Here is a 24,143-nt window from a genome sequence, read left to right as displayed (position 1 = left end):
CCTGCGGGAAGGGATCCGACCCCGGCGGCGATCAGCCGTAAACCGGGTACTTGCGGCACTGCGCGCTGACGGCATCACGCACGCGGGCGATGACGGCATCATCGTTCGGCGCGTCCAGCACGTCGGCGATCCAGTTGGCCAGGTCCACGCAGTCCTGCTCGACGTAGCCACGGGTGGTCACGGCCGGGGTGCCAAGGCGCAGGCCCGAGGTCACGAACGGAGAACGCGGATCGTTCGGCACCGAGTTCTTGTTGACGGTGATGTGAGCCTTGCCCAGCGCAGCTTCCGCATCCTTGCCAGACACGTCCTTGCCGATCATGTCGACCAGCATCAGGTGGTTCTGAGTGCCACCGGAAACGATCTTGTAGCCGCGCGAGATCAGCGTGTTGGCCATCGCCTGGGCGTTCTTCACCACCTGCTGCTGGTAGGCCTTGAAGCCCGGTTCCAGCGCTTCCTTGAAGGCCACGGCCTTGCCGGCGATGACGTGCATCAGCGGACCGCCCTGGATGCCCGGGAACACGATCGACTGCAGCTTCTTGACCAGGTCTTCGTCGGCGCCCTTGGCGATGATGATGCCGCCACGCGGGCCGCGCAGGGTCTTGTGGGTGGTCGAGGTGACGACGTGGGCGTGCTCGAGCGGGCTCGGGTAGACGCCAGCGGCGACCAGGCCGGCCACATGGGCCATGTCCACGAACAGGTAGGCACCGACCTTGTCGGCGATGGCGCGGAAGCGCGCCCAGTCGATCACCTGCGAGTAGGCGGAGAAGCCGGCCACGACCATCTTCGGCTTGTGTTCCAGGGCCAGGCGCTCGACCTCGTCGTAATCGATCAGGCCCTGGTCGTTGACGCCGTACTGCACGGCGTTGAACAGCTTGCCCGAGGCATTGACCTTGGCACCGTGGGTGAGGTGGCCGCCGTGGGCCAGGCTCATGCCGAGGATGGTGTCACCCGGCTGCAGCAGGGCGAAGTACACGGCCTGGTTGGCCTGCGAGCCGCTGTGCGGCTGCACGTTGGCGTAGTCGGCGCCGAACAGCTGCTTGAGGCGATCGATCGCCAGCTGCTCGGCGATGTCCACGTATTCGCAGCCACCGTAGTAGCGCTTGCCCGGGTAGCCTTCGGCGTACTTGTTGGTCAGCTGGCTGCCCTGGGCTTCCATCACCGCCGGGCTGGTGTAGTTCTCGCTGGCGATCAGCTCGACGTGGTCTTCCTGGCGCTGGGTCTCAGCGGCAATGGCCTTGGCCAGTTCGGGATCGTAGGTTTCGATGCGGACGTCACGCGGGAACATCGGGTACTCCAGCAGGCAGGGAAAGGGGTACGGCTCAGCCCCTGATTGTAGCCCCGCACCGGCCTGCCGGGGCCGAAAAGGCCGGGGCCGGCACTCCCGAAGGAATCCGGCCCCGTATGGTTTCCAGGGATGTTGTGGGATCAGGGCCCTTTCCGTTGGAAAGGGATCCGACCCCGGCCGCGATCCTCAGCGACTGTTGATGATGTAGTCGGCGATGATGCCGGTCGCCACCGCCACCAGCAGCATGTTGCCGCGGTCGTCGCGGATCCAGTGGTGCCCATACGGCGGGCGGCGCAGGTGGTAGCGCGGGTAGTCGTTCACCACATAGATCGGGCCGCGGTAGTAATCGCGGTAGCGGTGGCCGACCTTCCAGCCGTAGCCCGGGCCGTAGGCCGGGCGGTAGACCACGCGCGGCGGCGGCGGGGCCGGGCGGTAGTAGCGGTCGTGGTCGCGGTGCCAGTCGCGGCGGTCGCGCTCCCAGTCGCGGCGTGCCTCGCGGCGGTCGCGTTCCCAGTCACGGCGGTCCTGTCGCCATTCGCGGCGGTCCTCGCGCCACTCGCGGCGGTCATGGCCGCGACGGTGGTCGTTGTCGGCAAAGGCCGGGGCCACCGCGCCGAACGCCAGCACAGAGGCCACGGCGCCGGCCATTACTCGATTGATGCGCATGTCAGACCTCTGCTTGGGTGGTGGTGAGCCCATATTGCGCAACCGATCTGAACCGTTTCCGGCTGGAAACGCTTCCCGCTGCAGGACTGTGACGCAGTATTCAGCCCACGGCCAGCCCGACGGCGCCTGCCCGGCGCGGCCCGGAACCGGTTCCGGCTATAATTGGCGGTATTCCTTTCCAGTCTGTGCCCGCTGCCACAACGGGATGTTCCCGTGATGGGCCGGGCGCAGGGCCGCGCCTACGGAGACCTCATGTCCTCGCAATACATCTACACCATGAACCGCGTGTCCAAGGTGGTCCCGCCCAAGCGGCAGATCATCAAGGACATCTCGCTGTCCTTCTTCCCGGGCGCCAAGATCGGCCTGCTGGGCCTGAACGGCGCCGGCAAGTCCACCGTGCTGAAGATCATGGCCGGCGTGGACACCGATTTCGAGGGTGAAGCCCGCCCGCAGCCGGGCATCAAGGTCGGCTACCTGGCCCAGGAACCGGAACTGGACCCGAACAAGACCGTGCGCGAGTCGGTCGAGGAAGGCGTGGGTGAAGTGCTGCAGGCCCAGGCCGCGCTGGAGGCGGTGTACGCCGCCTACGCCGAAGAAGGTGCCGACTTCGACGCATTGGCCAAGGAGCAGGAGCGCCTGGAGGCGATCCTGGCCGCCGGTGATGCGCACACCCTGGAAAACCAGCTGGACGTGGCTGCCGATGCGCTGCGCCTGCCGCCGTGGGATGCCAAGATCGCCAACCTGTCCGGCGGTGAAAAGCGCCGCGTGGCACTGTGTCGCCTGCTGCTGCAGAAGCCGGACATGCTGCTGCTGGACGAACCGACCAACCACCTCGACGCCGAGTCGGTGGAATGGCTGGAACAGTTCCTGGCGCGCTACACCGGCACCGTGGTGGCCGTCACCCATGATCGCTACTTCCTGGACAACGCCGCCGAGTGGATCCTGGAACTGGACCGCGGCCGCGGCATTCCGTGGAAGGGCAACTACACCGAATGGCTGGTGCAGAAGGATGAGCGCCTGAAGCAGGAAGAAAACCAGGAAAAGGCCCGCCAGAAGGCGATCCAGAAGGAACTGGAGTGGTCGCGCCAGAACGCCAAGGGCGGCCGTTCCAAGGGCAAGGCCCGTCTGGCCCGCCTGGAAGAGCTGCAGTCGCAGGACTACCAGAAGCGCAACGAGACCAACGAAATCTTCATCCCGCCGGGCGAGCGCCTGGGCAACATGGTGATGGAGTTCAAGAACGTCTCCAAGAAGTTCGGCGACCGCCTGCTGATCGACAACCTGTCGATGCTGATTCCGCCGGGCGCGATCGTCGGCATCATCGGCCCGAACGGCGCCGGCAAGTCGACCCTGTTCAAGATGATCACCGGCCAGGAAAAGCCGGATTCGGGCGAGATCGTGATCGGTCCGACCGTGCAGCTGTCCTACGTGGACCAGAGCCGCGACAAGCTGGAAGGCAACCACAACGTCTTCCAGGAAATCGCCGGCGGCCTGGACATCCTCAACATCAACGGCATCGAGATCCAGTCGCGCGCCTACATCGGCCGCTTCAACTTCAAGGGCCAGGACCAGCAGAAGATGGTCGGTTCGCTGTCCGGTGGTGAGCGTGGCCGCCTGCACATGGCCAAGACCCTGCTGCAGGGTGGCAACGTGCTGCTGCTCGACGAACCGTCCAACGACCTGGACATCGAAACCCTGCGTGCACTGGAAGACGCGCTGCTGGAGTTCCCGGGCAACACCTTCGTGATCTCGCACGACCGCTGGTTCCTGGACCGCATCGCCACGCACATCATCGCTTTCGAAGGCGACTCGCACGTGGAGTTCTTCCAGGGCAACTACCGCGAGTACGAGGAAGACAAGAAGCGCCGGATGGGCGATGACGCTGCGCCGAAGCGCCTGCGCTTCAAGGCGCTGAAGTAAGGCAACCGGAAAGGCCGCGCTCGCGCGGCCTTTCTCCTTTCGGTAGGTCACCACCGTTGGTGGTGACGCTTTGAAGCGTACCGACCAACGGTCGGTACCCACCACCAACGGTCGGTACCCACGTTCTGCATTCGGGTAGGTCACGACCGTTGGTCGTGACACCTTATCGTCGCGAGAATCTCCATGTCCCTGTTCGAGCGCATGTTCCAGCTGCAGCAGCACGGCACCACCGTGCGTACCGAGCTGCTGGCCGGCATCACCACCTTCCTGACGATGTCCTACATCGTCTTCGTCAACCCGGAGATCCTCGGCACCACCGGCATGGATGCGGGTGCGGTGTTCGTGGCCACCTGCCTGGCCGCCGCGCTGGGTTCGGCGGTAATGGCGCTGGCGGCCAACTTCCCGGTCGGCATGGCACCGGGGATGGGCCTGAACGCGTTCTTCGCGTTCACCGTGGTCGGCGCTGCCGGCCTGCCGTGGCAGCAGGCGCTAGGGGCGGTGTTCATCTCCGGCCTGGTGTTCCTGGTGCTGTCGCTGACCGGTGTGCGGGCATGGCTGGTGTCGGGCATTCCTTCGTCGCTGCGCTCGGCGATCGTGGCCGGCATCGGCCTGTTCCTGGCGATCATCGCATTGCAGAAATCCGGCGTGATCGTCGGCAACGAAGACACGCTGGTGGCGCTGGGCCCGTTGAACACGGCGCCGCCACTGCTGGCGCTGGCCGGTTTCCTGTTGATCGCAGTGCTGGAAGCACGCCGGATCCGCGGCGCGATCCTGATCGGCATCCTGGCGGTGACCGGTGCGGGCTGGGCATTGGGCGACGTGCAGTACCAGGGCCTGGTCTCGCTGCCGCCGAGCCTGGCCCCCACCTTCCTGCAGCTGGACCTGCCGGGCCTGCTGCACCATGACGGCGGTGCGCCGATCGCGGTGTTGCTGCAGGTAGTGCTGGTGTTCGTGCTGGTGGAAGTGTTCGATGCCACCGGCACCCTGTATGGCGTGGTCGGTCGCGCCGGACTGCTGAAGCTGCCGGGCGCGCAGAAGCGCTTCGGCCGCGCGTTGCTGGCCGACAGCACCGCCATCGTGGCCGGTTCGGTGCTCGGCACCAGCAGCACCACCGCTTTCGCGGAAAGCGCCTCGGGCGTGCAGGTGGGTGGCCGTACGGGCCTGACTGCGCTGGTCGTATCGGCGCTGTTCGTGGCCGCGCTGCTGTTCTCGCCGCTGGCGGCGATGGTGCCCAGCTATGCCACCGCACCGGCGCTGCTGTTCGTGGCCGGCCTGATGCTGCGCGAACTGGTGGAAGTGGACTGGAGCGACCTGACCGAATCGGTGCCGGCCGCACTGTGCGCGCTGGCGATGCCGTTCACCTACTCCATCGCGAATGGCCTGGCGTTTGGCTTCATCGCGTATGCGGCACTGAAGGCCGGCACCGGCCGCTGGCGCGAAGTGCATCCGGCGGTATGGCTGGTGGCGGTGCTGTTCACCCTGCGCTACGCGTTGGAGTAAGCACACGGTGGTGCCGGCCAGCGGCCAGCACCACCGGTCGCTGGGTTCACCTGCTGCGCACGGTGCTCTGGGATGATGCGGGCATGGTTGCGCCCGTCCTTCCCGCAGATCCGTCTTCGCCGTTGCGCCGCCGCCTGCTGCGCGCGGCCGTGCTGGCGCCGTTGGCCGGTACGCTCGCCACCCTGCCCGGCTGCTCGCTGCCGGTGCAGGTCGACGGCACCTTCCTGCAGCCCTGGCGCAGCCACCTGCAGTGGGGACTGGCCGACTGGCAGCGCTCGTTGAAGCTTGCACATACGCTGGGCTGCCGTCAGCTGGTGCTGCAATGGACCGGCATCGTCGGCGGCAGTGACGGCGACTGGTCACTGCCCGACGGCAGCCTGCAGCAGCTGTTCACCGCCGCCAGCGAGAACGACATCCGCATCCGCGTCGGACTGCCCTTCCAGCAACGCTGGTGGCAGGCGATCGGGGCCGACGATGCCACGCTGCAGGCGTTCCTCGCCGACAGCCTGGCGCATGCACGCCGCTGGTTGGCACAGGCGCCCTGGGCGCAGGTACCCGCCTTCGAGGGCTGGTACCTGCCCTACGAGCTGGAGCAGTACCACTGGGCCGATCCGGCCCGCCAGCAGTGGCTGGCGCAATGGCTGCACGGGCTGGCAGACGCCGCCCGCGCGCGCGGCGGTGACTGCGCGATCTCCTGCTACTTCAGCCGCCTGCAGACCGACGGCAACCTGGTCACGCTGTGGCAGGCGGTGCTGGCACAGGCCACGCTGCGGCCGATGGTGCAGGACGGCGTAGGCGCTGCCGGCGCCGGCAACGTGCAGCAGCTTCAGCCGTTGCTCGATCACTTCCACGCGCACGACATCGGCTTCGATGCGATCGTCGAGCTGTTCCGCGAACTGCCCGGCAGCGCCGCTGATGGCAGCGGGTTCAAGGGCGAGACTGCCGATGCCGCGCGGATCCAACGGCAGCTGGCGTGGGCACGCGACAGCGGCGCACAGCACGTGCTGGTCTATGCGCTGGAGCCGTGGCTGACCCAGGACACGCCGCAGGCGGCGGCGCTGCGGCGGCGGTGGGGGTTGCCTCAGTAATAGAGGATGGCGGTGGCGAACAGGCCCTTGGCGCGCTGCGTATCACCGCCACCGATCGCAAAGCGGTACTGCACGGTCAGGTCGAGGTAGGAACGCGGCGTGTTGTAGCGGTCCTCGCGGAACCAGTAGCGCACGCCCAGGCCCGGCCCCGCGCCAAGTGACCAGCTGCGCTGCGTATCGTTGAGCGCGAAAGACTGCGACGGGAACAGCGGGTAACGGATGTCGCGCACGCGCGAGCGCTGGTCCAGCCAGTCCGCCCCCACCACCAGATACGGCGTGACCACCCAGTGGGTCTGCCCGGCGCCAAAGCGGAAGCTGCGTCCGGCGCGCAGTTCACCGGCCGCGAACCACTGTTCGCGATGCAGGCGCCCGCTGGCATCGCCGATCCGCCGCACCGGTATGCCGTTGGCATCGAGTGCATCCAGCGTGAAATGCGCGCTGTTGTCATCCCATGTGTAACCGCCCTGCGCGTAGCCGCTGACCATCCACCACTGGTTCACGTCGGTGCGCAGGTCGGTACCGTGGTAATAGCCGTAGGTCAGGTAGGACATCCAGCCACCGGAACCGCTGGCCAGGCGGTAGCGGGCCAGCGTGCTGGCTTCCAGTGGCGGGTTCAGGGCCAGCTGCAGGCTGCACTGCACGGCCGCGGACGCGGGATAGACATCGCCCGTGCGGGTGGCGCTACCGAGAAACTGGCGGCGCTCGATGCCGGCGCTCAGGCCGGTCTGGCCGAAGGCGTAGCGCATGCCGAACGAGGCGATGGTGGACGGCCAGCCGGTGGTGGAACGCGAGCGGCTGAGACGGTCGGCGCGAGCACGTGCGTCGGGTGTCGATTCGCCGGTGCACGGGTCCACTGCGCGGATCGATTCGTAGGTGCCGCCCTCGTCGTACAGCGTGTTGAGCAGCCGGGTGTAGAGCTCCAGCGTGCCATGCTGGTCATTGAACGCCGGGGGCCGCCAGAACGCTTCCAGCGTGCTGAACACCGAATCGCCCGGCGTACTGATCGCCGCGCCGCCGACATTGGTCGCGGCCTGGCGCGCGCCGCGGAAGCCGGCCGAGGCGATCACGCCCCACTCGCGCGAATAGTTGGCGATGGCATTGCGCACGTTGTAGCGCTGATGCGCATCCAGAGGCAGCTCACCGGCGTCGGCGCGATCAATGGCGCTGCGCAGCAGCGACACCGCCTGCGGATGATCGCCGTTGGCCGCACTCGCGTACGCCTGGTCGATCACCACGCTCTTGGGTGCCTTGCCGGTGGCCTCAGCGGCACGGAAGTCGGCCAGTGCGCGCGCCGGTTCACGGGCCTTCTGGTTGAGGTAGCCGCGTTGCATCAGCGCCACCGCGTCATCAGGGTGTTGTGCCAGCGTCGCATCCAGGCGCAGCCGCGCTTCGTCCTGCTGGCTGCGGTTGCCTGCCGCCAGCGTGGTGGTCAGCAGGCCTTGCAGGTCTGCATCGTCCGGTGCGAGTTGCACGGCCTGCCTTGCCTCACCGATGGCCTCGGCAAAGTCCTGCCGTGCGTAGGCTGCATATGCGCGCTGTGCGGCACCACCGACGCCCTGCAGGTCAGCCGGCATCAGCTCGCAGACAGTGCCGGTGCCATCCGACTGGCAATGCTGGAACGGCGCCGGATAGGCCTGCGCACTCATGCGCGGACGCTCGCGACTGGATCCGGTAGCCCTGGCGCGCTGCTCGATGCCCTGCTGCAGCAACTGCTGCGCGCGAGCATCGCCCACATCCGTGGGCAACGCCGCCTGCAGCGGCGCCAGCAGTGCAGCCGCACGTATGCGGTCCCCAGCGGCCAAGGCCGCATCCACGGCCAGCAGGCGCACGTTGCGCTGTTCCGTTGTGGACCCCGGCATGGCAAGCGCGGTGTCGAAGTCCTCATTGGCAAGCACGGTCTTGCCCTGGCGCTGGCGCAGATAACCGCGCATCACCCGGGCATTGAGATCGCCGCCGTCGGCCTGCAGTGCCTGGTCGGCGCTGCGCTCGGCGTCGGCCAGCTGCCCCTGCTGCAGCTGCGCGGTGATCAACAGCAACCGGTACGAAGCAACATCCGGCGCAAGCTCGACGGCGGCCCGCGCCTGCGCGACGGCCGCCGCATCGTTCTGCGTGGACAGCGACTGGTAGGCCTGCTGGGCCTGCAGCAGCGCGCGCTGGCGGGCCAGCGCCACGCGCCGCGCGTGCAGTTCCTCGACGTTCGGTGCGCCCAGCTGCAGCGCCGTGCCGATGGCCGCGTCGGCCAGTTCGGCCTGTTGCTGTGCCTCCAGCGCCGCCACCCACAGCATCGCCCAGGCGCCCTGCTTCGGCTGCTGGCGGAAGGCCTGCTCGGCCTTGCTGGCTGCTTCCCGCATGCGTCCGGCGTCATAGGCAGCATAGGCCTCGGTGGCCAGCGTGTAGGCCTGCTGCCTGGCGCGGTCTGCGCCGCTGCCGGCCGCGCGCGGTGCGGAGGGGGCGCGCCCGCCCCTGGCATCCGGGGGCGTGCTGCGCGCAGCGGTGGCAGCGGCCAGTGCCGGCAAGGCCGGATCCTTCAACCCGGCATCCAGTGCACGGCGCGCCTGCTGCTGCGCCTCCGCCGACCGGCCCAGTTTCTGCAACGCATAGATCTGCAGCAGGCGCAGCCGCACCACGTCCGGGCGCAACCGGACAGCTTCGCTGGACTGCTGGTAAGCCGCTTGATAGTCGCCGCGCTCGTAAGCGGCGAAGGCCTGCTCGGCGATGCGGTATGCAGCGCCGGACAACGGCAGCGGCGCATCGGCCTGCGCCAGCACCGGCGCGGCGGCCGTGGCCAGTGCCACGGCAATGACGGTGGACAGCAGCGTGGTCTTCATGCGGGCAAGGCTCCGGGAGGCGGCGACTGCAGCGCGGCCGCACGCCGGCGCTGCTCCTGCATGGCCTGGGCCACGGCCTCTTCGGTAGTGATGCCCTGCTTGACCAGGTAATCGCCAATGCGGCCATCGCGCTGCGGCTTGTACGCATCCAGTGCGATCTCGAAGCGCGCGTGGTCGATCAGGCGCATCTCCACCAGCAGGTCGCCCAGCAAGGGCACGTTGTCCAGCTGCCAGTGCCGGTCGCCGCCGATCAGGCGCAGGCCTGCGTTGATTTCGCTTTCGCGGGCGATGCTCTGTTCGATGTGCGCGCTGCGGGTTTCCTGCTTCAGCAACGCCAGCGCGTCTTCGGGCAATGGGCTGGCCACGGCCAGCCGCAGTGTCTGCTGCTGCCGCGGCGGTAGCGGCAGCATGCGCCACTGCACGCAGGCATCGGCGCTGACCGGGAATGAGCCCGCGCGCAGGTAGTCGACGTCGATGACCGCACGCGGCAGGTCGCCCTGGAAGGCGATGGCTTCGGCCAGGGTTTCATCATCCAGCCAGCCCTGGGTTAGCAGGATGCGGCCCAGCGGCTGCCGCCGGCCGGCATGCTGCTGCGCCAGCGCCTGCTGCAGCCGCTCCGGTTCCACCGCCTGCCAGGTGGTCAACAGCTCACCGAGCTGCTTGCGGGTCTGCACCAGCTGTGCCGCATCGGGGAAGTCGTGCATGGTCTTGTCCCAGACCATGCGCTTGCCGAACAGCAGGTAGGCCAGGAACACCTTCCATGCGCGGGCGGTGGCCATGAAGTTGATCATGTTGCCGACCACCATGCGCGGGATCGACATCAGCGCATGCTCCCAGCCGTACAAGCGGTTGACGAAGTAGAAGCGCTGCACGACGCGGGTCGCCAGCGCTGCTGTGGTCAGCAGCGCGACATCCATCTGCCAGGTACCGGCCTGGAACACGCTGGGGAACTGCATCGTCCACACCCCGGTCGCCTTCAACAGCCAGAACAGCAGCAACTGCAGGAAGATGAGGTAGGCGATGATGCTGACGAACGAGGTGATGATGCCCTTGCGATCGCGCGCCAACAGGTACTTGGTAGCCAGCGAACCGCGCCAGCCCAGCGACTCCCAGCTCTGCAGGCCGATGCCCAGCACCCAGCGCGCCTTCTGCCGGTACGAGGCGCGGAAGTTGTCGGGGAAGTACTCACGCACGCACAGTGCCATCTGCTGGGTGCGCTCGCGCACCGGCCCCCAGCCGAACCATGACGGCCGACGCACGCGGAACTGCACCGGGAAGCGGGCGAAGATCGACTGCATGCCCATGGCTGCCAGCCGTGCACCGACGTCGTAATCTTCGGTGAGGCTGTCGGTGTTGAAAGGCTGGTTGTCGGTCTGCGCGCTCAACGCCAGCAGCGCACGCCGCGAAAAGCAGGTGCCGACGCCGGCCGACGGCACCATGCCGGACACGCTCTCGCGCACCACCAGGTCCTTGGCGTGCCATTCGGCGAACTCGTCCATGTAGACACCGGCCACCAGTTCGTACCATTCGCGGTCCAGCGAGGTGACCGGCAGCTGGATCATGTCCTTGCGCGGCAGCAGGTAGTTGTAGAAGCGCAGTTCCATCGGGTGCAGCACGTCTTCGCTGTCGTGCAGGATCACCCCGGCGAACTCGATGTCGTGGCGCTTCTCGTAGTCGAAGATCGCCAGGATCAGCCAGTTCAGGCAGTCGGCCTTGCTGGTCGGTCCGTCATGCGGCACCTCCACGCGACGCAGGCGCTTGTAGCGACGGCGCATGCGCTCGACTTCGTCGATGGTCTGCTGGTCGTTGGGATAGGTGCCGACGAACACGACGTACTCGCGGTAGTCGAGCACGTTGACCATGTTCTCGACCATCTGCGCGATGACGTCGTACTCCATCCACGCCGGCACCATGATCGCCAGCGGCTGTTCCGGCCGCTGCAGCAGGTCTTCCTGGGTCAGCGGCCGGTACGCGTCGCGGCGCTTGACGGTCAGCGCGCGCCAGCTCTCGCGCACCCAGTACCAGACATCGATGAACAGGTCATCGAGGCTGGAGATCAGGATCAGCACGGCCACCGCCGCCGCCGTGGTTTCCAGGGCGGCGTAGTAGTTGGCCAGCTGGATGTTCCAGAACAGACCGTCCACGGTGGATCAATGTCCTGCGTTGGCGGACTTGCGGCGGCGCACCTGGGTGACGCGGGCGGCCAGCAGCGCGAATACGATCACACCGACCAGCAGCAGCAACCAGACCATGTGCCGTTCCCACTTCGATTGCGGATTGCCATCGTGCGCGAGGCGCGTGCCATAGGGATCCTGGCGGTCGAATTCGCGCACGACATCAGTGCCGTCAAGCACGGCCAGATCGCCGCGCAGCAACCGGAACGGTGCGCTGAACGACGGTGCCTGTGCGCCGAGGTCGCTGTAAAGAACGCCCAGCTGGCCTCCGGACGAACCCACCTGCACCACCGCGGCGTGATCCAGGCCGCTGACATCCAGCAGCGGTTGCGACGTGCCACCGACGCGCAGGTGGCCGTCCTTCTGGCCGGCCACATCGACACCGGCCGGTGCAACGCCGAAGGCCAGCCATGGCGCGCCCGGGCTGACCGCGGCACCGGCGTCGACCACCTTCAGTTCCGACGCCTCCGGCGAGGCGCCCACTGCACTGGCCACCGCGATGACCTTGCCCAGCGAGGCCGGTGCATCCTGCAGCCAGGCGCCGGGCACGAACACCTGGTTGCCGCGTGACAGCTGGCTGCTGGCACCGACGAAATCACTGCCCAGCGAGCGCTTGGCCAGGGTCAGGTGGCTGCTGGGCAGGATCGAGACTGGATAGCCGGTCGCCGGATCGTGGCAGTAGGGGCGTGCCGGTTGGCGCAGGAAGCTGACACGGATCTCGTTGCGCGCCGACAGCGCGTAGGCCGGTACCTTGGCCACCAGCCGTTGCGGTTGGCCGTTGGCCGACAGCACCTTGCCGCCCAGCAGGTAGTCGTTGAGGTAGATCGTGGCCACCGCGCCCTGACCCGCCGCATTGGGGGCCGCCGAGACATCGATCACCACTTGCTCGGGCAGGCGGCCATCGGCCGACAGCGTGCCCAGATCGAAGCTGGCGCTGCGGTCGGCGCGGGTCACCACATCCATGGTTCCGGCGATGTTTCCGAGCCGGCTCAGCAGTACCTGGTCACCGTCCAGTTTGGGCGTTCCTGCTGCGCTGACCTGCAGGCTGCGGCCCAGCGCATAGCTGCGCCACTGTTCGGCGAACAGTCCGGCCACCTTGCCCGCTGCCGCCGGGTCGACCACCAGCGTCGGACGGCCCGCAACGGCCACCACGCTGACCGAAGCGTTGGCGGCGGGCTTCTCCAGGCCGCTCATGTCAGTACCGCGCCACGCAGCAAACGCTGCGCCCGCATCGGTGCCCGCCGCGCCGACCTGTGCGGCCAGCGCATCCAGCGCCGCGCGTACGCCGGCGCGCAATGCCTCGCTGCCGATCATCACATCGGCGGCAAGCGGCCCGCTGTCACGCAACGACAGCAGCGCCCCCACTTCGGCCAGATCCTTGATCGCGTGCACGCGTTCGCCCGTAGCCAGCGCTGCATAGGCCGGCACGCCCTGCAGGCTGGCCGGGACGCTGATGCCAGCCAGGTCGACGCTGTCGCCGACCTTGGGCAGCGCCACCACCTGCACCTGCTTGCCGCCGGCCTGCAACGCGGTACCAATGCGCCAGGCGGCATCATAGGTTGGCGCCTGCAGCGCCTTGCCCTCCACCAGCAGGCGCACCCGCGGTGGCAGCGCGCCCCAGGCCTTGGCGACGTTATCCACGGCACGCCCATCGAAGCGGTAGCTGAAGCGCGAATCCGGTGACAACCGCAGCACATTGGCCGGCGCGCTCTGGTCGGCACATTGATAGTCGGACACGATCGACCACCAGCCGACACCGACCCGCACGAAGCCGTTCTGGCGGGGTTCGCCATCGATGGCCAGCAGCTGGCTGGCATCGCCCTGGGCATCGGTGATCGAACGCGCGGCGACCGGATCGCCATCCACCGACCACAGGCCTGAAGTGCGCCCGGCGTGGCCACGCACATAGCGCCCATCGAGCTGCAGCTGCGCATCGCGGGTGGCAACACCGGCCGGCACCGGCAGGTAGACCTCGCGCTGGCTCTCCTGCCCACTGAGTACCAGCGGTTGGCGGAAGCCGAGTTCGCGCAGGGTCATCTGCCGGCTCACCGTGCTGTCGCCGCTCCATTCTGCGAACTGGCCGGCGACGCTGTCGGCGGCGTGGGCACTGCCAACCGCGCACGACAGGACGAACGCGGCGGCGGAAACAAACAGGGGACAGCGGCCGGTGTGGCTCATGGCGTCACTTCATGGAGAGGGTGGTAGGCGGCACCGCCGCTGCGGAGACCGGGCGAGAATTCGGGAAGCGGGGCGCCACGCAAGGCGGCGACGATGCGGGCGCTGGCGCGGCCGTCGCCATAGGGACTGCCATCGGGGTCGAAACGGGTCGGCTGCGGTGGCTGTGCCAGGGCCGCATTGACCCCCTCGACGATGCGCGAGGGCGTGGTCCCGACCAGCGTCACCACACCGGCCTCGACCGCCTCCGGGCGCTCGGTGACGTCGCGCATCACCAGCACCGGCTTGGCCAATGCCGGCGCTTCTTCCTGCACGCCACCGGAGTCAGTGAGGATGACGTCGGCGCGCTGCATCAGGCGCACGAAGCGCAGGTAGTCCTGCGGCGGCACCAGGTGCACGTTGTCGAGGTTGCCCAGGTGTGCGTTGACCGGTGCCTGCACGTTCGGATTGAGGTGCACCGGGTACAGCACCTGCAGGTCCGGCCGCTGGGCCAGTTCGGCCAGCGCACGGCAGATGTCCTCGAAGCCCTGGCCGAAGCTCTCGCGGCGATGGCCGGTGACCAGCAGCAGGCGGCGCCCGGGGTCGAGCATGTGGAAGGGTTCGTCAGCCTGGGCACGCAGTGCCGGATCGGCATCCAGGCGCTGCACGGTCTGCTGCAGGGCATCGATGACGGTGTTGCCGGTGACCAGGATCTGACCGCCCAGATGCTCACGGGCCAGGTTGGCGCGCGAGCCGGGAGTGGGTGCATACAGCTGATGACCGACCACGTCGATCACCCGCCGGTTCATCTCCTCCGGCCATGGCCGGTTGATGTCGCCGGTGCGCAGGCCGGCCTCGACATGGCCGATCGGAATGCGGTGGTGGAACGCGGCCAGGGCGGCGGTCATCGCCGTGGTGGTATCGCCGTGCACCAGCACGCGATCCGGGCGGACCTGCGTGTAGAGCGCGTCAAGCCGCTCGAACAGCCTGGAGCACAGGCCATTGAGGGTCTGGTTGGGCACCATGACATCCAGGTCATGGTCGGCGGTGATCTCGAACAGCGACATCACCTGGTCGAGCATCGCCCGGTGCTGGCCGGTGATGCAGACCACCGATTCGATGTCCGCAGCCTCGGCCAGGGCGCGCACCAGCGGCCCCATCTTGATCGCTTCCGGTCGGGTGCCGAACACCGACAGGACCTTCACCGGGGTGCTCCGGAAGGCCGGTGCTGGAGAATGCCAGGAGCTGTAGCCACGTCTGGATCCTTTCGGCGTTCCCGCCCAATGCCCGCAGGCAGGAGACGGTCACCTCATGAGGAAACTCCAAATTCGCGACGTCCATCACATTAGATTGATGGTACGTGCGTCGTGGCACTGATCTTCATCGTTGAAAGATCAAGACGCAGTCAACGCCGCCCGTGGAACGGGCGACGTTGCGGCGGAACGCAGCAGGGACAGGCGCCCGGGCGGCCTTACTCGTACTGGATGGTGAAGGTGGCCTGGCCGTTCGCGACACCCGCACCCACCGTACCGGCCTGGGTCTGCACATAGCGCGCGCGCAGCGGCAGCGCCATGACGCTGGTCCCCGGCGCGGTGGTGCCGACGTTGATGGTCTGGCCGAAGCGCACTTCGCGCTCGGTGGTGCCAACGCGCTGGACCATCTGGATGCCGATGCGGGTGGCGCTGTTGCTGGCTGCGCTGAGCTTCAGCACACCCGGCATGTTCGAGCTGTCCTGGTCGGCATCGAGGCGGATGCCGATCTTGCTCTGGTAGGCGGCAACATTGCTGCCCTGGCAGTTCAGGCGGATCTCGAAATCACGATCGACCGCGCGCGAACCGACACCGGTGAAGGTGGTGTTGGGCACGCTGCCGAAGTCGACGGCGATGTTGCGGCTGCCGGCCTGCACTTCGCAGGTCGGGCTGACCACGGTGGTGCCCGAGCCCTTGAAGGTGGAGGTCAGCACCGGTCGGCCGGCGCCATCACCGTCGAAGTAGTACGTGGTGAAGCGGCCGTTCGGCGCGATCACGCCCGAGCCGGTCTGCGCAGCGGTCTTGATCAGCTGGATGCGGAAGGTGCCGCCGACCAGCGAGATGGTGCTGTTGCTGGCGAAGTTGATGGTGTGCGGATAGTAGGTCTGGATCGCGCCGGAGTCGCGGTACAGGCGGATGCCCACGCCCGCCACATCGGTTTCATAGACGTTCGAGAAGCCGGCCACCGGACGCTTCTGCGCGGCGTTGACGTACTCGCCGATGGAACGGCCACCGGACCAGTCGCAGCGTGCCACGCTGTTCTGCTGGTTGATCGGTTCGCTGATCTCCTTGATCACGCCACCGACCGGCGTGCTGGGCAGGATCACGATCTGGCCCATGTCCATGGTCACGTCCTGCGCGGTGAACCAGCTGGACTGGATGCGGCACGACGCGCTGGCCTGCTGTGCCAGCAGTGCGCCACCCAGCAGTACAAGGGCCGTCAGCGCCTTGCGGCCACGGGAAGAAATCATCGGCATGCTGCCTCCAGCGGAATGAAGCCGGTCTTGGACGCATCGGCGCCCGCCGGAACCTGGTAATCGATGGTGCAGCGCTGGTCGGCACCGGCGCCCCACTCCACCAGCAGGCGGCCCTGGTTCTTTTCACTGCGTACGTACAGGCGGCCGCCCTGGCTGACCATGCCGACCGGCTGGCCCTGCTCATCCTTGACCTGTGCACCGAACGGCATGCTGCGGCCATCCGGGTTGCGTACCTGGATCAGCAACGCGTTGCCCTTGCGGGTATCGAAGCGCAGGTAGCTGATGGCACCGGCGAACGGTGCGATCGACTGGCTGGTGCTTTCCAGCTCGACGTCGTGGGCCATGCCCTGCGGATCGAGGGTGACGGTGTTGAGGCGGTACGGCGACACGTACGGCACCACGGCGTAGCCGCGGCCATCGACGCGCAGGCCCGGGGCGTTGCTGACGATCGCATCGCGCGCGCCCGGTGCCTCGACCAGCACCATGGTGTCGCCACGCTGCGGGGTGAAAGTGAAGCCGCCCGGATGCACCACCACGCTGCCGTTGGCACCGACGGAGGCCTGGCGGAAATCACGCGAGTGGCTGTAGGTGGCATTCAACGCGGAGTAGCGGCTGCGGTATTCGGCATTGCCGACCGCCGTGGTGCCACCCTCGCGGGAATCGGACAGGGCCACGCCGTAGCTGAAGTTGTTGTCGACGCCGGCCGAACCGGTGATGCCGACGCGGCTGTTGTCGTAGCCACCGCGGTCGCGCACGCCCAGATCGGCACTGAACGACACCGGGTGGGTACCACGGCCCAGCGGCACGCTCATCGACAGCAGGTACTGGGTGTCGGAACGGCCGAGCACGCCTTCTTCGGTGCGCAGCGCCGAGAAGCCGTAGTTCACCGAACGCCAGGCGTTGTTGTAGCCCACCTGGTACTGCTTGGAGGTGCCGGAGCGGTCATAGAAGTCACGCACCGAACCGGTCACGTACAGCGCACCGCCACGACGGCCCAGCGGCTGGTTCAAGGTCACCTGGAACTGGCTGCGCTGGCGACCACGGGTGGTCGGATCGATGCCGCGCTTGTCCGAGTCACGGCCATACAGCGCGTCCTGCAGGCTGTAGAAACCTTCGGTCGAGTAACGGTAGGCGGCCAGGGTCAGGTTGGTGCCGGTCTCACCGATCATGTTGCTGTAGCTCAAGCGCACGCTGGCGCCGGTGTGGCTGCCGTAGTGGTCGAACGAGGTGCGTGCATGGGTGACGTCTGCCGCGAAGGCACCGACCCGCGTGGACAGGCCGACACCGTACAGCAGCGACAGGTAGCCATCGCTCAGCGCGCTGCCGCCGTACAGGGTCAGCTGGTTGCCGATGCCGCGCTGGTAGGTGCCCTGCACCAGCCAGGGTTCGTCGGCCAGCAGCTTGTTGCGCACCTGGCCGGCGGTCAGCGAGTAACGCGACACGCCTTCGCGCAGCATCTGCGGCACCGAGCCGAACGGCACCTTGAATTCGCGGCGGCGGCCATCGGCCTCGATCACGCTCACTTCCAGGTCGCCGCCGTAGCCGGTCGGGTACAGGTCATCGATGACGAAGTTGCCCGGCGAAACGGTGGAGGAGTAGATCAGCTGCTGGTTCTGGCGCACTTCGATGCGTGCGTTGGTCTCGGCGATGCCGCGCACGACCGGCGCGTAACCGCGCAGCGAATCGGGCAGCATGCGATCGTCGCTGGCCAGGCTGGCACCACGGTAGCCGATCGAGTCGAACAGCTCGCCGGTGGTATAGGCCTCACCGATGGTGAGCATGCCGCGCACCTGCGGGATGCCGCGCTGTGCGTAGGTGGCGATGCTCTGCCAATGGCGGCCGTCACCCTCGGACCAGGTCAGGTTGGAGTCGTGGCGGAACTGCCAGCCACCCAGGTTCAGGCCGGCATTGAGGCCGAGATAGGCACTGCGGTTGCGCTGGCCACCTTCGACACGGCTGTTGCTGTCGATGGCATTGAAGCTGTAGCCGACGAAACCGGCATTGATGCCGCGGTCCCACAGCGCCGGGTTGACGTAGCCGCGTGCCTCACGGCGCAGGAACACCTGCGGGATGCTGAGGTCGTAGCGCAGGTTGCCGCTGTCGTAGACACCGTAGGCGTTGGCCATGCGCTGCTGCACCGGCACGCAGCTGGTCGTGTCGGTCGGCAGCGTCGGGTCCTGCTGCAGCAGCACGGCCTCGCTGTCCACGCCCATTTCTTCCAGCATCGGCAGCGGCAGGCAGGCGTCGACACGGCCCTGTGCATCGGCCTTGAACTGCAGGTCACGACGGCCCTGCCAGGCACCGTTGACGTAGACATCGACACGGTAACTGCCGGCCACCATCGGGTTGCCGTTGCTGAAGGCAGCCAGGTCGACCTGCTTGGCCTGGCCGGACAGGAAGCTGGAATTGAACTGGGCCGATTCCGGTGCACGCGCATTGGCCGCACCACTCTGCGCCATCAGCGCCTGTTCGCCGAGATTGGCCGGTGCAGCCAGCGCCCATCCTGGGCAGGCCGCGCCAACAACCAGCAGGCAAAGCGCCTGATGGATCGACAATGTCAATCTGTTTCCGATCACACTGACATTCCTTCAATTCGCCGCACGGCGGCGGTGGCGGGATGCGCAGGCCCATGGCCGGCGCGGCGCGTTCAGCTCCCGGTGCTGTCGAGGCGGACGGTGTGCTCGACCCGGCCGCCGTAATCGTTGATGGTGATGAAGCGCACCTGGTTGGTGCCCGCCGGCGCGGCGAACTCCAGGCTCTGCTTCGGCGCGACCATCGCGCCCTTGTCCTCGACGGCCTTTTCGCTGCTGCCGGTCACGGCATGCACTTCGGCCAGAGTGACGTGGAAGGGGCTCGGGTTTTCCACCCGCAGGCGGTCGCCATTGCGGGTCCAGCGCAGCGCTGCCGGTGCGTCGTTGGCGACGCCCTTCAGGCCCTGCGGCCGGTAGAAAAGCTTCAGGCGCGAACGGAACGCAACCTGCAGGTAATTCTGGTCACCACTGTCGGCGTTGTCCGGCGACGGCGGTACGTCCAGCACATTGAGCCAGAACACCGTCTCGCGATCGGTCGGCAGCTGTGCGCCGGAGAAGATCAGGCGCAGCGCCTGGCTGCGGCCCGGCTCGACGCGCGCGATCGGCGGCGTCAGCACGAACGGAGCATCACTGGTATCGGCGGTCTGGTTGGCGTCGCCACTGTCGATCCAGGCCTGGACCAGTGCGGGCGAGTCGCCCACGTTGTCGACCTGCACGGTGACTTCGCGCGCCTGTGCCGGGTAGATCACCCGCGTGCCATTGACCACCACGCCGGCCAGTGCGTTCTGGCAGAGGGGCAGCGTGAACGCTGCCAGCAGCAGCGCCCGGGGAAAGAGTGCTTTCATCGGAAGTACTACGCTCGAGGGGTGTGGCCAAGGGCCGCGGAGCACTGGCCGGCGCGTACGCCGGCCAATGCGGGTACGGCTACGATCAGTTGTAGATGATCGTGTACTTGACGCTGCTGGTGACGTCGCCCGGGGTGGCGGCGGCAGTGGCGTAGTACTCAGCGTAGTAGTTCAGGTCGGCCGAGCCGTCGGTGCCGACGGTGACCCACTGCGAGTTGGTCTGGGCCAGGCCAGCGCCAGCCGCCTTGATCGGCAGGAACTGGTTGTTCGAGCCCAGCAGCTGCAGCTGCACGTTGGTGGCAGCGTTGGCCGAGGCCTGGTTGACCAGGCGGCCGCTGTTGAAGTCGACGGTCGAACCCGGCTCGAAGTAGGTGGCGACGTTGCCGGCGCTGCACTTGGTCAGGTTGATGGCGAACGGGGTACGGCCCGCAACGGCACCGGCGGTAGCCAGGGTGTTCTTCGACACGGTCGGCAGGGTCACGGCGAAGTCCTTGCCGCCCGGGGTCGAGATGGTGCAGGTCTTGTCGGTCACCTTGCCATTGAAGGTGATGGTGCCGTCGGCGGCGTTGGCGGCCAGCGGAGCGGCGGCCAGCATCAGAGCGGCAATGAGGTTGATCTTGTGCATTCGCTTTTACCTAACCCTACTGAAGAGATGAGAAGTAGAGGAGGAAGCAAGGAGCACTGCCGGGCTAACAAGACCCATCCTTGCGTCTCACCTGTGGCCGGACTCGGACATACCTTCCCCTGAATCCGTGACGCAAGTATATGCACAACTGTGATGAAAGTCTCATTATTTTTCTGAACGCCAATTCATTGACGCCCTAAATGTGACGTGATAGGCGGAATCAGCACCTGGGACGCGTGGAAGCTTTGACGACGGGGCCGCCAGGTCGCGGACAACCGTGGATGACGCGTTGAGAGGCGCGTTCGGCAGGCGCGGAAACAGGCATTTTTCAGGCGGAAATCACCTTATTTGATGCGCATCACTCTTTCTTGGTGATGGCCCTAGCAGATTCGGATTTGTCCTATTAAAGGCGGATCGAACCTGTCGCTAACTAGGACACACCGAACCAGAGAACGTGTCATGAGGAATTCCATTCTGCTGTGTGTGGCCCTGATGTCCGTCAGTGCGCTGGCCCAGGCCAGCAGCGGCAGCATCCGTTTCAGCGGCCGCATCGCCGAGCCGGGCTGCACGACGAACCTGTCCCAGGGTGAGCTGAGCCTGGCGGCCTGCCCGCCGTCGGCCAAGGGCTCGACGGTGGAAGTGACGGCACTGGCCGATGGCCAGGCCGCGACGCTGCGCGATGGCAAGCGCCAGGGCCAGAAGCTGTCGGTGTCGGCCAGCGCGATGCGCGCCGGCGATATCGCCTTCTCCGAGCGTTACAGCGTGCAGGCTTCGAAGCAGCAGCCGCTGCAGGGCGCCTACCTGGTGGTGGTCGACTACCTGTAAGCCGACGTATTTACGCCGGCGGCAGCTCGAAGACCTGGCGCAGGTAGGCCAGGTAACCCGGGTCGTCGCACATGCTCTTGCCCGGCGAATCGCTGAGCTTGGCCACCGGCTGGCCGTTGCAGCGGACCATCTTGATGACGATGTTGAGCGGTGTCGGGCCCAGGTCATTGGTCAGGTGGGTGCCGACACCGAACGCGACCTGGCAGCGACCGCGGAAGTAGTCGTACAGGCGCATGACCTTGGCGATGTCGAGCCCATCGCTGAACACCAGCACCTTGCTGCGCGGATCAACCCGGCGCTGCTGGAAGTGCGCCAGCATGCGGTCACCCCAGTCGAACGGATCGCCTGAGTCATGGCGCACACCGTCGAACAGCTTGCAGAAATACATGTCGAAGTCGCGCAGGAACGCGTCCAGGCCGACCACATCGGACAACGCGATGCCGAGGTCGCCGCGGTACTCGCGCGCCCAGGATTCCAGTGCCGCCACCTGCGAATCACGCAGGCGCGGGCCGAGCGCCTGGAACGCCTGCAGGTACTCGTGGGCCATGGTGCCGTGCGGGGTCATGCCGTACAGGCGCGCGAAGTGGACGTTGCTGGTGCCGACCAGCTGCGGGCCGAGCCCGTCACGCAGCAGCGGCAGCAGCCGGGCATGCCAGTCACGCGAGTAGCGGCGACGGCTGCCATAGTCGGCGATGCGGCATTGTTCGAAGCCGGGGGTATCGCGCAGCAGCGCGGCCTTGGCCTGCAGCCGGCGCTCGCCTTCGGCGAAGTCGGCCGTGGTGGTGTTGCGGAACCAGACTTCGTTGATGATCGCCAGCAGCGGCACTTCAAACAGGATGGTGTGCAGCCACGGGCCGGTAATGTCCAGTTCGATCTCGCCGGGCACGGCCGTCGACGCGCGCAGCTGGATGTACTTGCGGTCGAGGTGGAACAGGCCGAGGAAATCGGCGAAATCCGGCTTCACGAAGCGCAGGCCACGCATGTAGTCCAGCTCCGCGTCGCTGAAGCGCAGGCTGCACAGGTGGTCGATTTCTTCGTCGATCTGGTCGATGTAGCGGGCCAGGTCAATGCCGGGCGTACGGCACTTGAACCGGTACTGCACCTGGGCGCCGGGGTGCTGGTGCAGCACCGCCTGCATCATGGTGAACTTGTACAGGTCGGTGTCGAGCAGGGACTGGATGATAGGCATGGAGCGGATTATGCGCCCGGCAGGGTGAACCGGGGTGCCTGCGGCCACGCTCGGCTCACGGGGAACAGCATTGGTAGATCCACGCCATGCGTGGATGCTCCTGCGGCGCTACAGCGACCTGCGCAGCAGCCTCGGCACCAGCATCAGCGCATGCGCCCAGATCGCGGCCCACACCGCAACGCGTACCGGCAGCGACCGCTGCTTCGCCTCGAACTTCTGGAAGTAGCGCCACAAGCCCTTGTGCTTGTGCCATTCCACGAAGAATGGCCGCGAGCGGCTGGAGACGCCGCGCACATGGGTAACCTGCAGGTCGTTGGCGATCGCCACCACCGCGCCGGCCTCGCGTGCGCGGCGGCACAGGTCCAGGTCCTCGGCATGCAGGCGGTAACCCGCATCCCAGCCACCGATGCGCTCGAACAGGGTACGCGGCATCATCAGCAGCGCACCGGACAACGCCGGCACCGGCTGCACGGCCTGGTGCGGATCGCGCGGAACCGCCAGCTTCGAACCCTTGCCCGGCGAGCGCAGCATCAGCAGGAAATCCGGATCGCGACGGCGCACCGCTTCATCGGCGTGGCCGTGCTCGTCCACCTGCTCCACGCCCAGCAGGCAATCGCCCAGCGCCTCACCACGGCTGCGCAGTTCGGTCAGGGTGTCCGGCTCAATCATCAGGTCCGGGTTGATGAAGGCCAGCCAGGGGCTGTGCGAGTCGGTCACGCCCTGGTTGTTGGCGGCGGCAAAGCCGGGATTGTCCGGATTGCCGACGAAGCGCACGCGCGGGTCATGGCTGGCGTGCCGCTGCACGATGTCCAGCGTGCCATCCAGCGAACCATTGTCGATCACCCGGATCTCGGCGATGTCCTGCGCCTGGCGCAGGCGCGACAGGCAGGCATCGATGGTGCTGCCACTCTGGTAGGTGACGACGATGGCGGCAATGGCTGCATTCAAACGGGAGGCTCCGGCGCGGGCGGGACGAACAGGTCGCCCTGTTCCTTCGGCATTATCGCCTGCCGCATGCGCTGCTGCAGGTCGGCACGCAGACCGTGCAGTGGATCGTGCATCAGGAAATCGGCCAGCCGCGGCACCCAGGCCGGCCAGCGCGCGGCCAGGGCCTCCAGATCGCCATCGCGGCTGACCGCCTCTCCTGCCCGGCCGACGAACGCGGTCTCGCACAACACGTTGCGCCACCCCAGGCCCGCCATGCGCAGGCTCAGGTCGACCAGCGCGGCATTCCAGCCGGCATAGCTGTCCACGTCCAGGCCACCGGCACGGCGGCGCGCGTTGCCACGTACCAGCACCGCGTGGGTGACCGCCGATGGCAGCTCCGGGTGCAGCGTCGGCAATGTAGCGCAGGTATGCGCCAGCAAGGCCGGGTCATGGGGTTCGGGATTGATCTCGCCCAGCCGTGGCCACGCCGCGGTCTCGCCGGCATTGCACCAGGGGGTCGCGGTGGCAATGGCGGCATCGCGGGCGAATGCATCCTGCAACTGCTGCAACCAACCGGGCGACGGCACGCTGTCCGGCGCCAGCACGGCCACGTCCAGGCCATCGCAGGCGCGCAGCATCTCGTCCAGATGGGCAACCTCGCCCAGTGGGCGCGCGCGCCGGGTGTACTCGGCCTGCAGCGGCGTATGCGCCAACCAGTGCTCGACCACGGCCTGCGCACGCGGCCCTGCCTGCGCGTCATCGGCCAGCCAGACCGCGGTGCCCGGCGCGGTGCCGGCATCCAGTGCGGCCAGGCAGCGGTCGAGCGCGGCATCGTCCACGCACAGCGGCAACAACACGATCGCCCCCATCCCGCCTCCGTGGTTGTCGGTGGCCACAGCGTAGCACCGGGAGGGTATCGGCCGGGTTGCACCCGGCACCCGCGGTAGTGCCGGCCGCTGGCCGGCAATTCCACGTGCGGTCAACGCGCGTTCGGTACTTCGTAGCCCAGCTTGCCGACCTGTTCCGGATGCTGCGGCACGCGCTTGAGCTTGTCGGTGTTCACGCCGTACTCGTCGCGCAGGC

At 67.3% G+C, this 24,143-nt stretch carries 17 protein-coding genes; 4 read left to right on the top strand and 13 right to left on the bottom strand.

What is annotated here, in order from left to right:
- Window positions 1–31: 31 nt before the first annotated feature.
- Together glyA and ABGA94_RS05420 are read right to left on the bottom strand one after the other, a co-directional pair.
- Window positions 32–1,285, bottom strand: a complete 1,254-nt coding sequence (gene glyA, locus ABGA94_RS05425) for a serine hydroxymethyltransferase (RefSeq protein WP_005415251.1) — start codon at window positions 1,283–1,285, stop codon at window positions 32–34.
- Window positions 1,286–1,471: 186 nt separating this feature from the next.
- A complete protein-coding gene (locus ABGA94_RS05420; protein WP_095378073.1) occupies window positions 1,472–1,951 on the bottom strand; it encodes an RcnB family protein in 480 nt (159 codons plus the stop codon).
- A gap of 252 nt (window positions 1,952–2,203) precedes the next feature.
- Here ABGA94_RS05420 and ettA point away from each other — a divergent pair, with 252 nt between their 5' ends.
- The 3 genes from ettA to ABGA94_RS05405 all read left to right on the top strand — a co-directional run bounded on the left by ettA (window position 2,204) and on the right by ABGA94_RS05405 (window position 6,456).
- Window positions 2,204–3,868 (top strand): energy-dependent translational throttle protein EttA, encoded by a 1,665-nt coding sequence (gene ettA, locus ABGA94_RS05415; RefSeq protein WP_005415249.1) that lies wholly within the window; start codon window positions 2,204–2,206, stop codon window positions 3,866–3,868.
- 183 nt (window positions 3,869–4,051) lie between these two features.
- Window positions 4,052–5,368 (top strand): NCS2 family permease, encoded by a 1,317-nt coding sequence (locus tag ABGA94_RS05410; RefSeq protein ID WP_005415248.1) that lies wholly within the window; start codon window positions 4,052–4,054, stop codon window positions 5,366–5,368.
- Window positions 5,369–5,451: 83 nt separating this feature from the next.
- On the top strand, window positions 5,452–6,456 hold the full coding sequence (locus tag ABGA94_RS05405) for a DUF4434 domain-containing protein (RefSeq protein WP_375366600.1): 1,005 nt from the start codon (window positions 5,452–5,454) through the stop codon (window positions 6,454–6,456).
- Here ABGA94_RS05405 and ABGA94_RS05400 read toward each other — a convergent pair.
- From ABGA94_RS05400 to ABGA94_RS05365, 8 genes are all read right to left on the bottom strand, one after another.
- Window positions 6,450–9,284 carry a hypothetical protein gene (locus tag ABGA94_RS05400; RefSeq protein WP_197599306.1) on the bottom strand — a complete coding sequence of 945 codons (2,835 nt, stop codon included), beginning with the start codon at window positions 9,282–9,284 and terminating at the stop codon, window positions 6,450–6,452. The two genes, ABGA94_RS05405 and ABGA94_RS05400, sit on opposite strands and share 7 nt — an antisense overlap.
- The gene (locus ABGA94_RS05395) at window positions 9,281–11,428 is read right to left on the bottom strand and encodes a glycosyl transferase family protein (protein ID WP_197599307.1); all 2,148 of its coding nucleotides are present in this window, start codon (window positions 11,426–11,428) and stop codon (window positions 9,281–9,283) included. The genes ABGA94_RS05400 and ABGA94_RS05395 overlap by 4 nt, the downstream gene beginning before the upstream one ends.
- A 6-nt stretch (window positions 11,429–11,434) precedes the next feature.
- Window positions 11,435–13,636, bottom strand: a complete 2,202-nt coding sequence (locus ABGA94_RS05390) for a cellulose biosynthesis cyclic di-GMP-binding regulatory protein BcsB (protein ID WP_111128418.1) — start codon at window positions 13,634–13,636, stop codon at window positions 11,435–11,437.
- Window positions 13,633–14,817 (bottom strand): non-hydrolyzing UDP-N-acetylglucosamine 2-epimerase, encoded by a 1,185-nt coding sequence (wecB, locus tag ABGA94_RS05385; RefSeq protein WP_095378079.1) that lies wholly within the window; start codon window positions 14,815–14,817, stop codon window positions 13,633–13,635. The genes ABGA94_RS05390 and wecB overlap by 4 nt, the downstream gene beginning before the upstream one ends.
- A gap of 266 nt (window positions 14,818–15,083) precedes the next feature.
- A complete protein-coding gene (locus tag ABGA94_RS05380) occupies window positions 15,084–16,118 on the bottom strand; it encodes a fimbrial protein (protein WP_053498090.1) in 1,035 nt (344 codons plus the stop codon).
- Window positions 16,109–18,673, bottom strand: coding sequence for a fimbria/pilus outer membrane usher protein (locus ABGA94_RS05375; protein ID WP_005415240.1), 2,565 nt, complete (start codon window positions 18,671–18,673; stop codon window positions 16,109–16,111). Before ABGA94_RS05375 ends, ABGA94_RS05380 begins: the two co-directional genes overlap by 10 nt.
- Window positions 18,674–18,765: 92 nt before the next feature.
- Complete coding sequence (locus ABGA94_RS05370; RefSeq protein WP_005415239.1) at window positions 18,766–19,494, bottom strand: molecular chaperone; 729 nt, start codon at window positions 19,492–19,494, stop codon at window positions 18,766–18,768.
- An 85-nt stretch (window positions 19,495–19,579) separates the two neighbouring features.
- Complete coding sequence (locus tag ABGA94_RS05365; RefSeq protein WP_005415238.1) at window positions 19,580–20,119, bottom strand: fimbrial protein; 540 nt, start codon at window positions 20,117–20,119, stop codon at window positions 19,580–19,582.
- A 459-nt stretch (window positions 20,120–20,578) separates the two neighbouring features.
- Between ABGA94_RS05365 and ABGA94_RS05360 the strand changes: the two genes are divergently transcribed.
- The gene (locus ABGA94_RS05360; protein WP_049414538.1) at window positions 20,579–20,944 is read left to right on the top strand and encodes a hypothetical protein; all 366 of its coding nucleotides are present in this window, start codon (window positions 20,579–20,581) and stop codon (window positions 20,942–20,944) included.
- A gap of 10 nt (window positions 20,945–20,954) precedes the next feature.
- Here ABGA94_RS05360 and pncB read toward each other — a convergent pair whose 3' ends face one another.
- From pncB to ABGA94_RS05345, 3 genes are all read right to left on the bottom strand, one after another.
- On the bottom strand, window positions 20,955–22,133 hold the full coding sequence (pncB, locus tag ABGA94_RS05355) for a nicotinate phosphoribosyltransferase (protein ID WP_375366597.1): 1,179 nt from the start codon (window positions 22,131–22,133) through the stop codon (window positions 20,955–20,957).
- Window positions 22,134–22,241: 108 nt separating this feature from the next.
- Window positions 22,242–23,081, bottom strand: coding sequence for a glycosyltransferase family 2 protein (locus tag ABGA94_RS05350; protein WP_095378082.1), 840 nt, complete (start codon window positions 23,079–23,081; stop codon window positions 22,242–22,244).
- On the bottom strand, window positions 23,078–23,929 hold the full coding sequence (locus tag ABGA94_RS05345; protein WP_065196237.1) for a glycosyltransferase family 2 protein: 852 nt from the start codon (window positions 23,927–23,929) through the stop codon (window positions 23,078–23,080). The genes ABGA94_RS05350 and ABGA94_RS05345 overlap by 4 nt, the downstream gene beginning before the upstream one ends.
- Window positions 23,930–24,143: the final 214 nt, after the last annotated feature.

This window comes from Stenotrophomonas sp. 3diitr2024 (assembly GCF_042136455.1).
Lineage (GTDB): Bacteria > Pseudomonadota > Gammaproteobacteria > Xanthomonadales > Xanthomonadaceae > Stenotrophomonas > Stenotrophomonas sepilia.
The sequence above is the reverse complement of the archived record's forward strand: the minus strand, read 5'-3'. Positions and strand labels throughout refer to the sequence as shown.

Bases quoted from the DNA above. Each gene is read 5' to 3' on its own strand.
- glyA (WP_005415251.1), bottom strand. From the start codon at position 1,285: ATGTTCCCGCGTGACGTCCGCATCGAAACCTACGATCCCGAACTGGCC.
- ABGA94_RS05420 (WP_095378073.1), bottom strand. From the start codon at position 1,951: ATGCGCATCAATCGAGTAATGGCCGGCGCCGTGGCCTCTGTGCTGGCG.
- ettA (WP_005415249.1), top strand. From the start codon at position 2,204: ATGTCCTCGCAATACATCTACACCATGAACCGCGTGTCCAAGGTGGTC.
- ABGA94_RS05410 (WP_005415248.1), top strand. From the start codon at position 4,052: ATGTCCCTGTTCGAGCGCATGTTCCAGCTGCAGCAGCACGGCACCACC.
- ABGA94_RS05405 (WP_375366600.1), top strand. From the start codon at position 5,452: ATGGTTGCGCCCGTCCTTCCCGCAGATCCGTCTTCGCCGTTGCGCCGC.
- ABGA94_RS05400 (WP_197599306.1), bottom strand. From the start codon at position 9,284: ATGAAGACCACGCTGCTGTCCACCGTCATTGCCGTGGCACTGGCCACG.
- ABGA94_RS05390 (WP_111128418.1), bottom strand. From the start codon at position 13,636: ATGAGCCACACCGGCCGCTGTCCCCTGTTTGTTTCCGCCGCCGCGTTC.
- ABGA94_RS05380 (WP_053498090.1), bottom strand. From the start codon at position 16,118: ATGCCGATGATTTCTTCCCGTGGCCGCAAGGCGCTGACGGCCCTTGTA.
- ABGA94_RS05370 (WP_005415239.1), bottom strand. From the start codon at position 19,494: ATGAAAGCACTCTTTCCCCGGGCGCTGCTGCTGGCAGCGTTCACGCTG.
- ABGA94_RS05365 (WP_005415238.1), bottom strand. From the start codon at position 20,119: ATGCACAAGATCAACCTCATTGCCGCTCTGATGCTGGCCGCCGCTCCG.
- ABGA94_RS05360 (WP_049414538.1), top strand. From the start codon at position 20,579: ATGAGGAATTCCATTCTGCTGTGTGTGGCCCTGATGTCCGTCAGTGCG.
- pncB (WP_375366597.1), bottom strand. From the start codon at position 22,133: ATGCCTATCATCCAGTCCCTGCTCGACACCGACCTGTACAAGTTCACC.
- ABGA94_RS05345 (WP_065196237.1), bottom strand. From the start codon at position 23,929: ATGGGGGCGATCGTGTTGTTGCCGCTGTGCGTGGACGATGCCGCGCTC.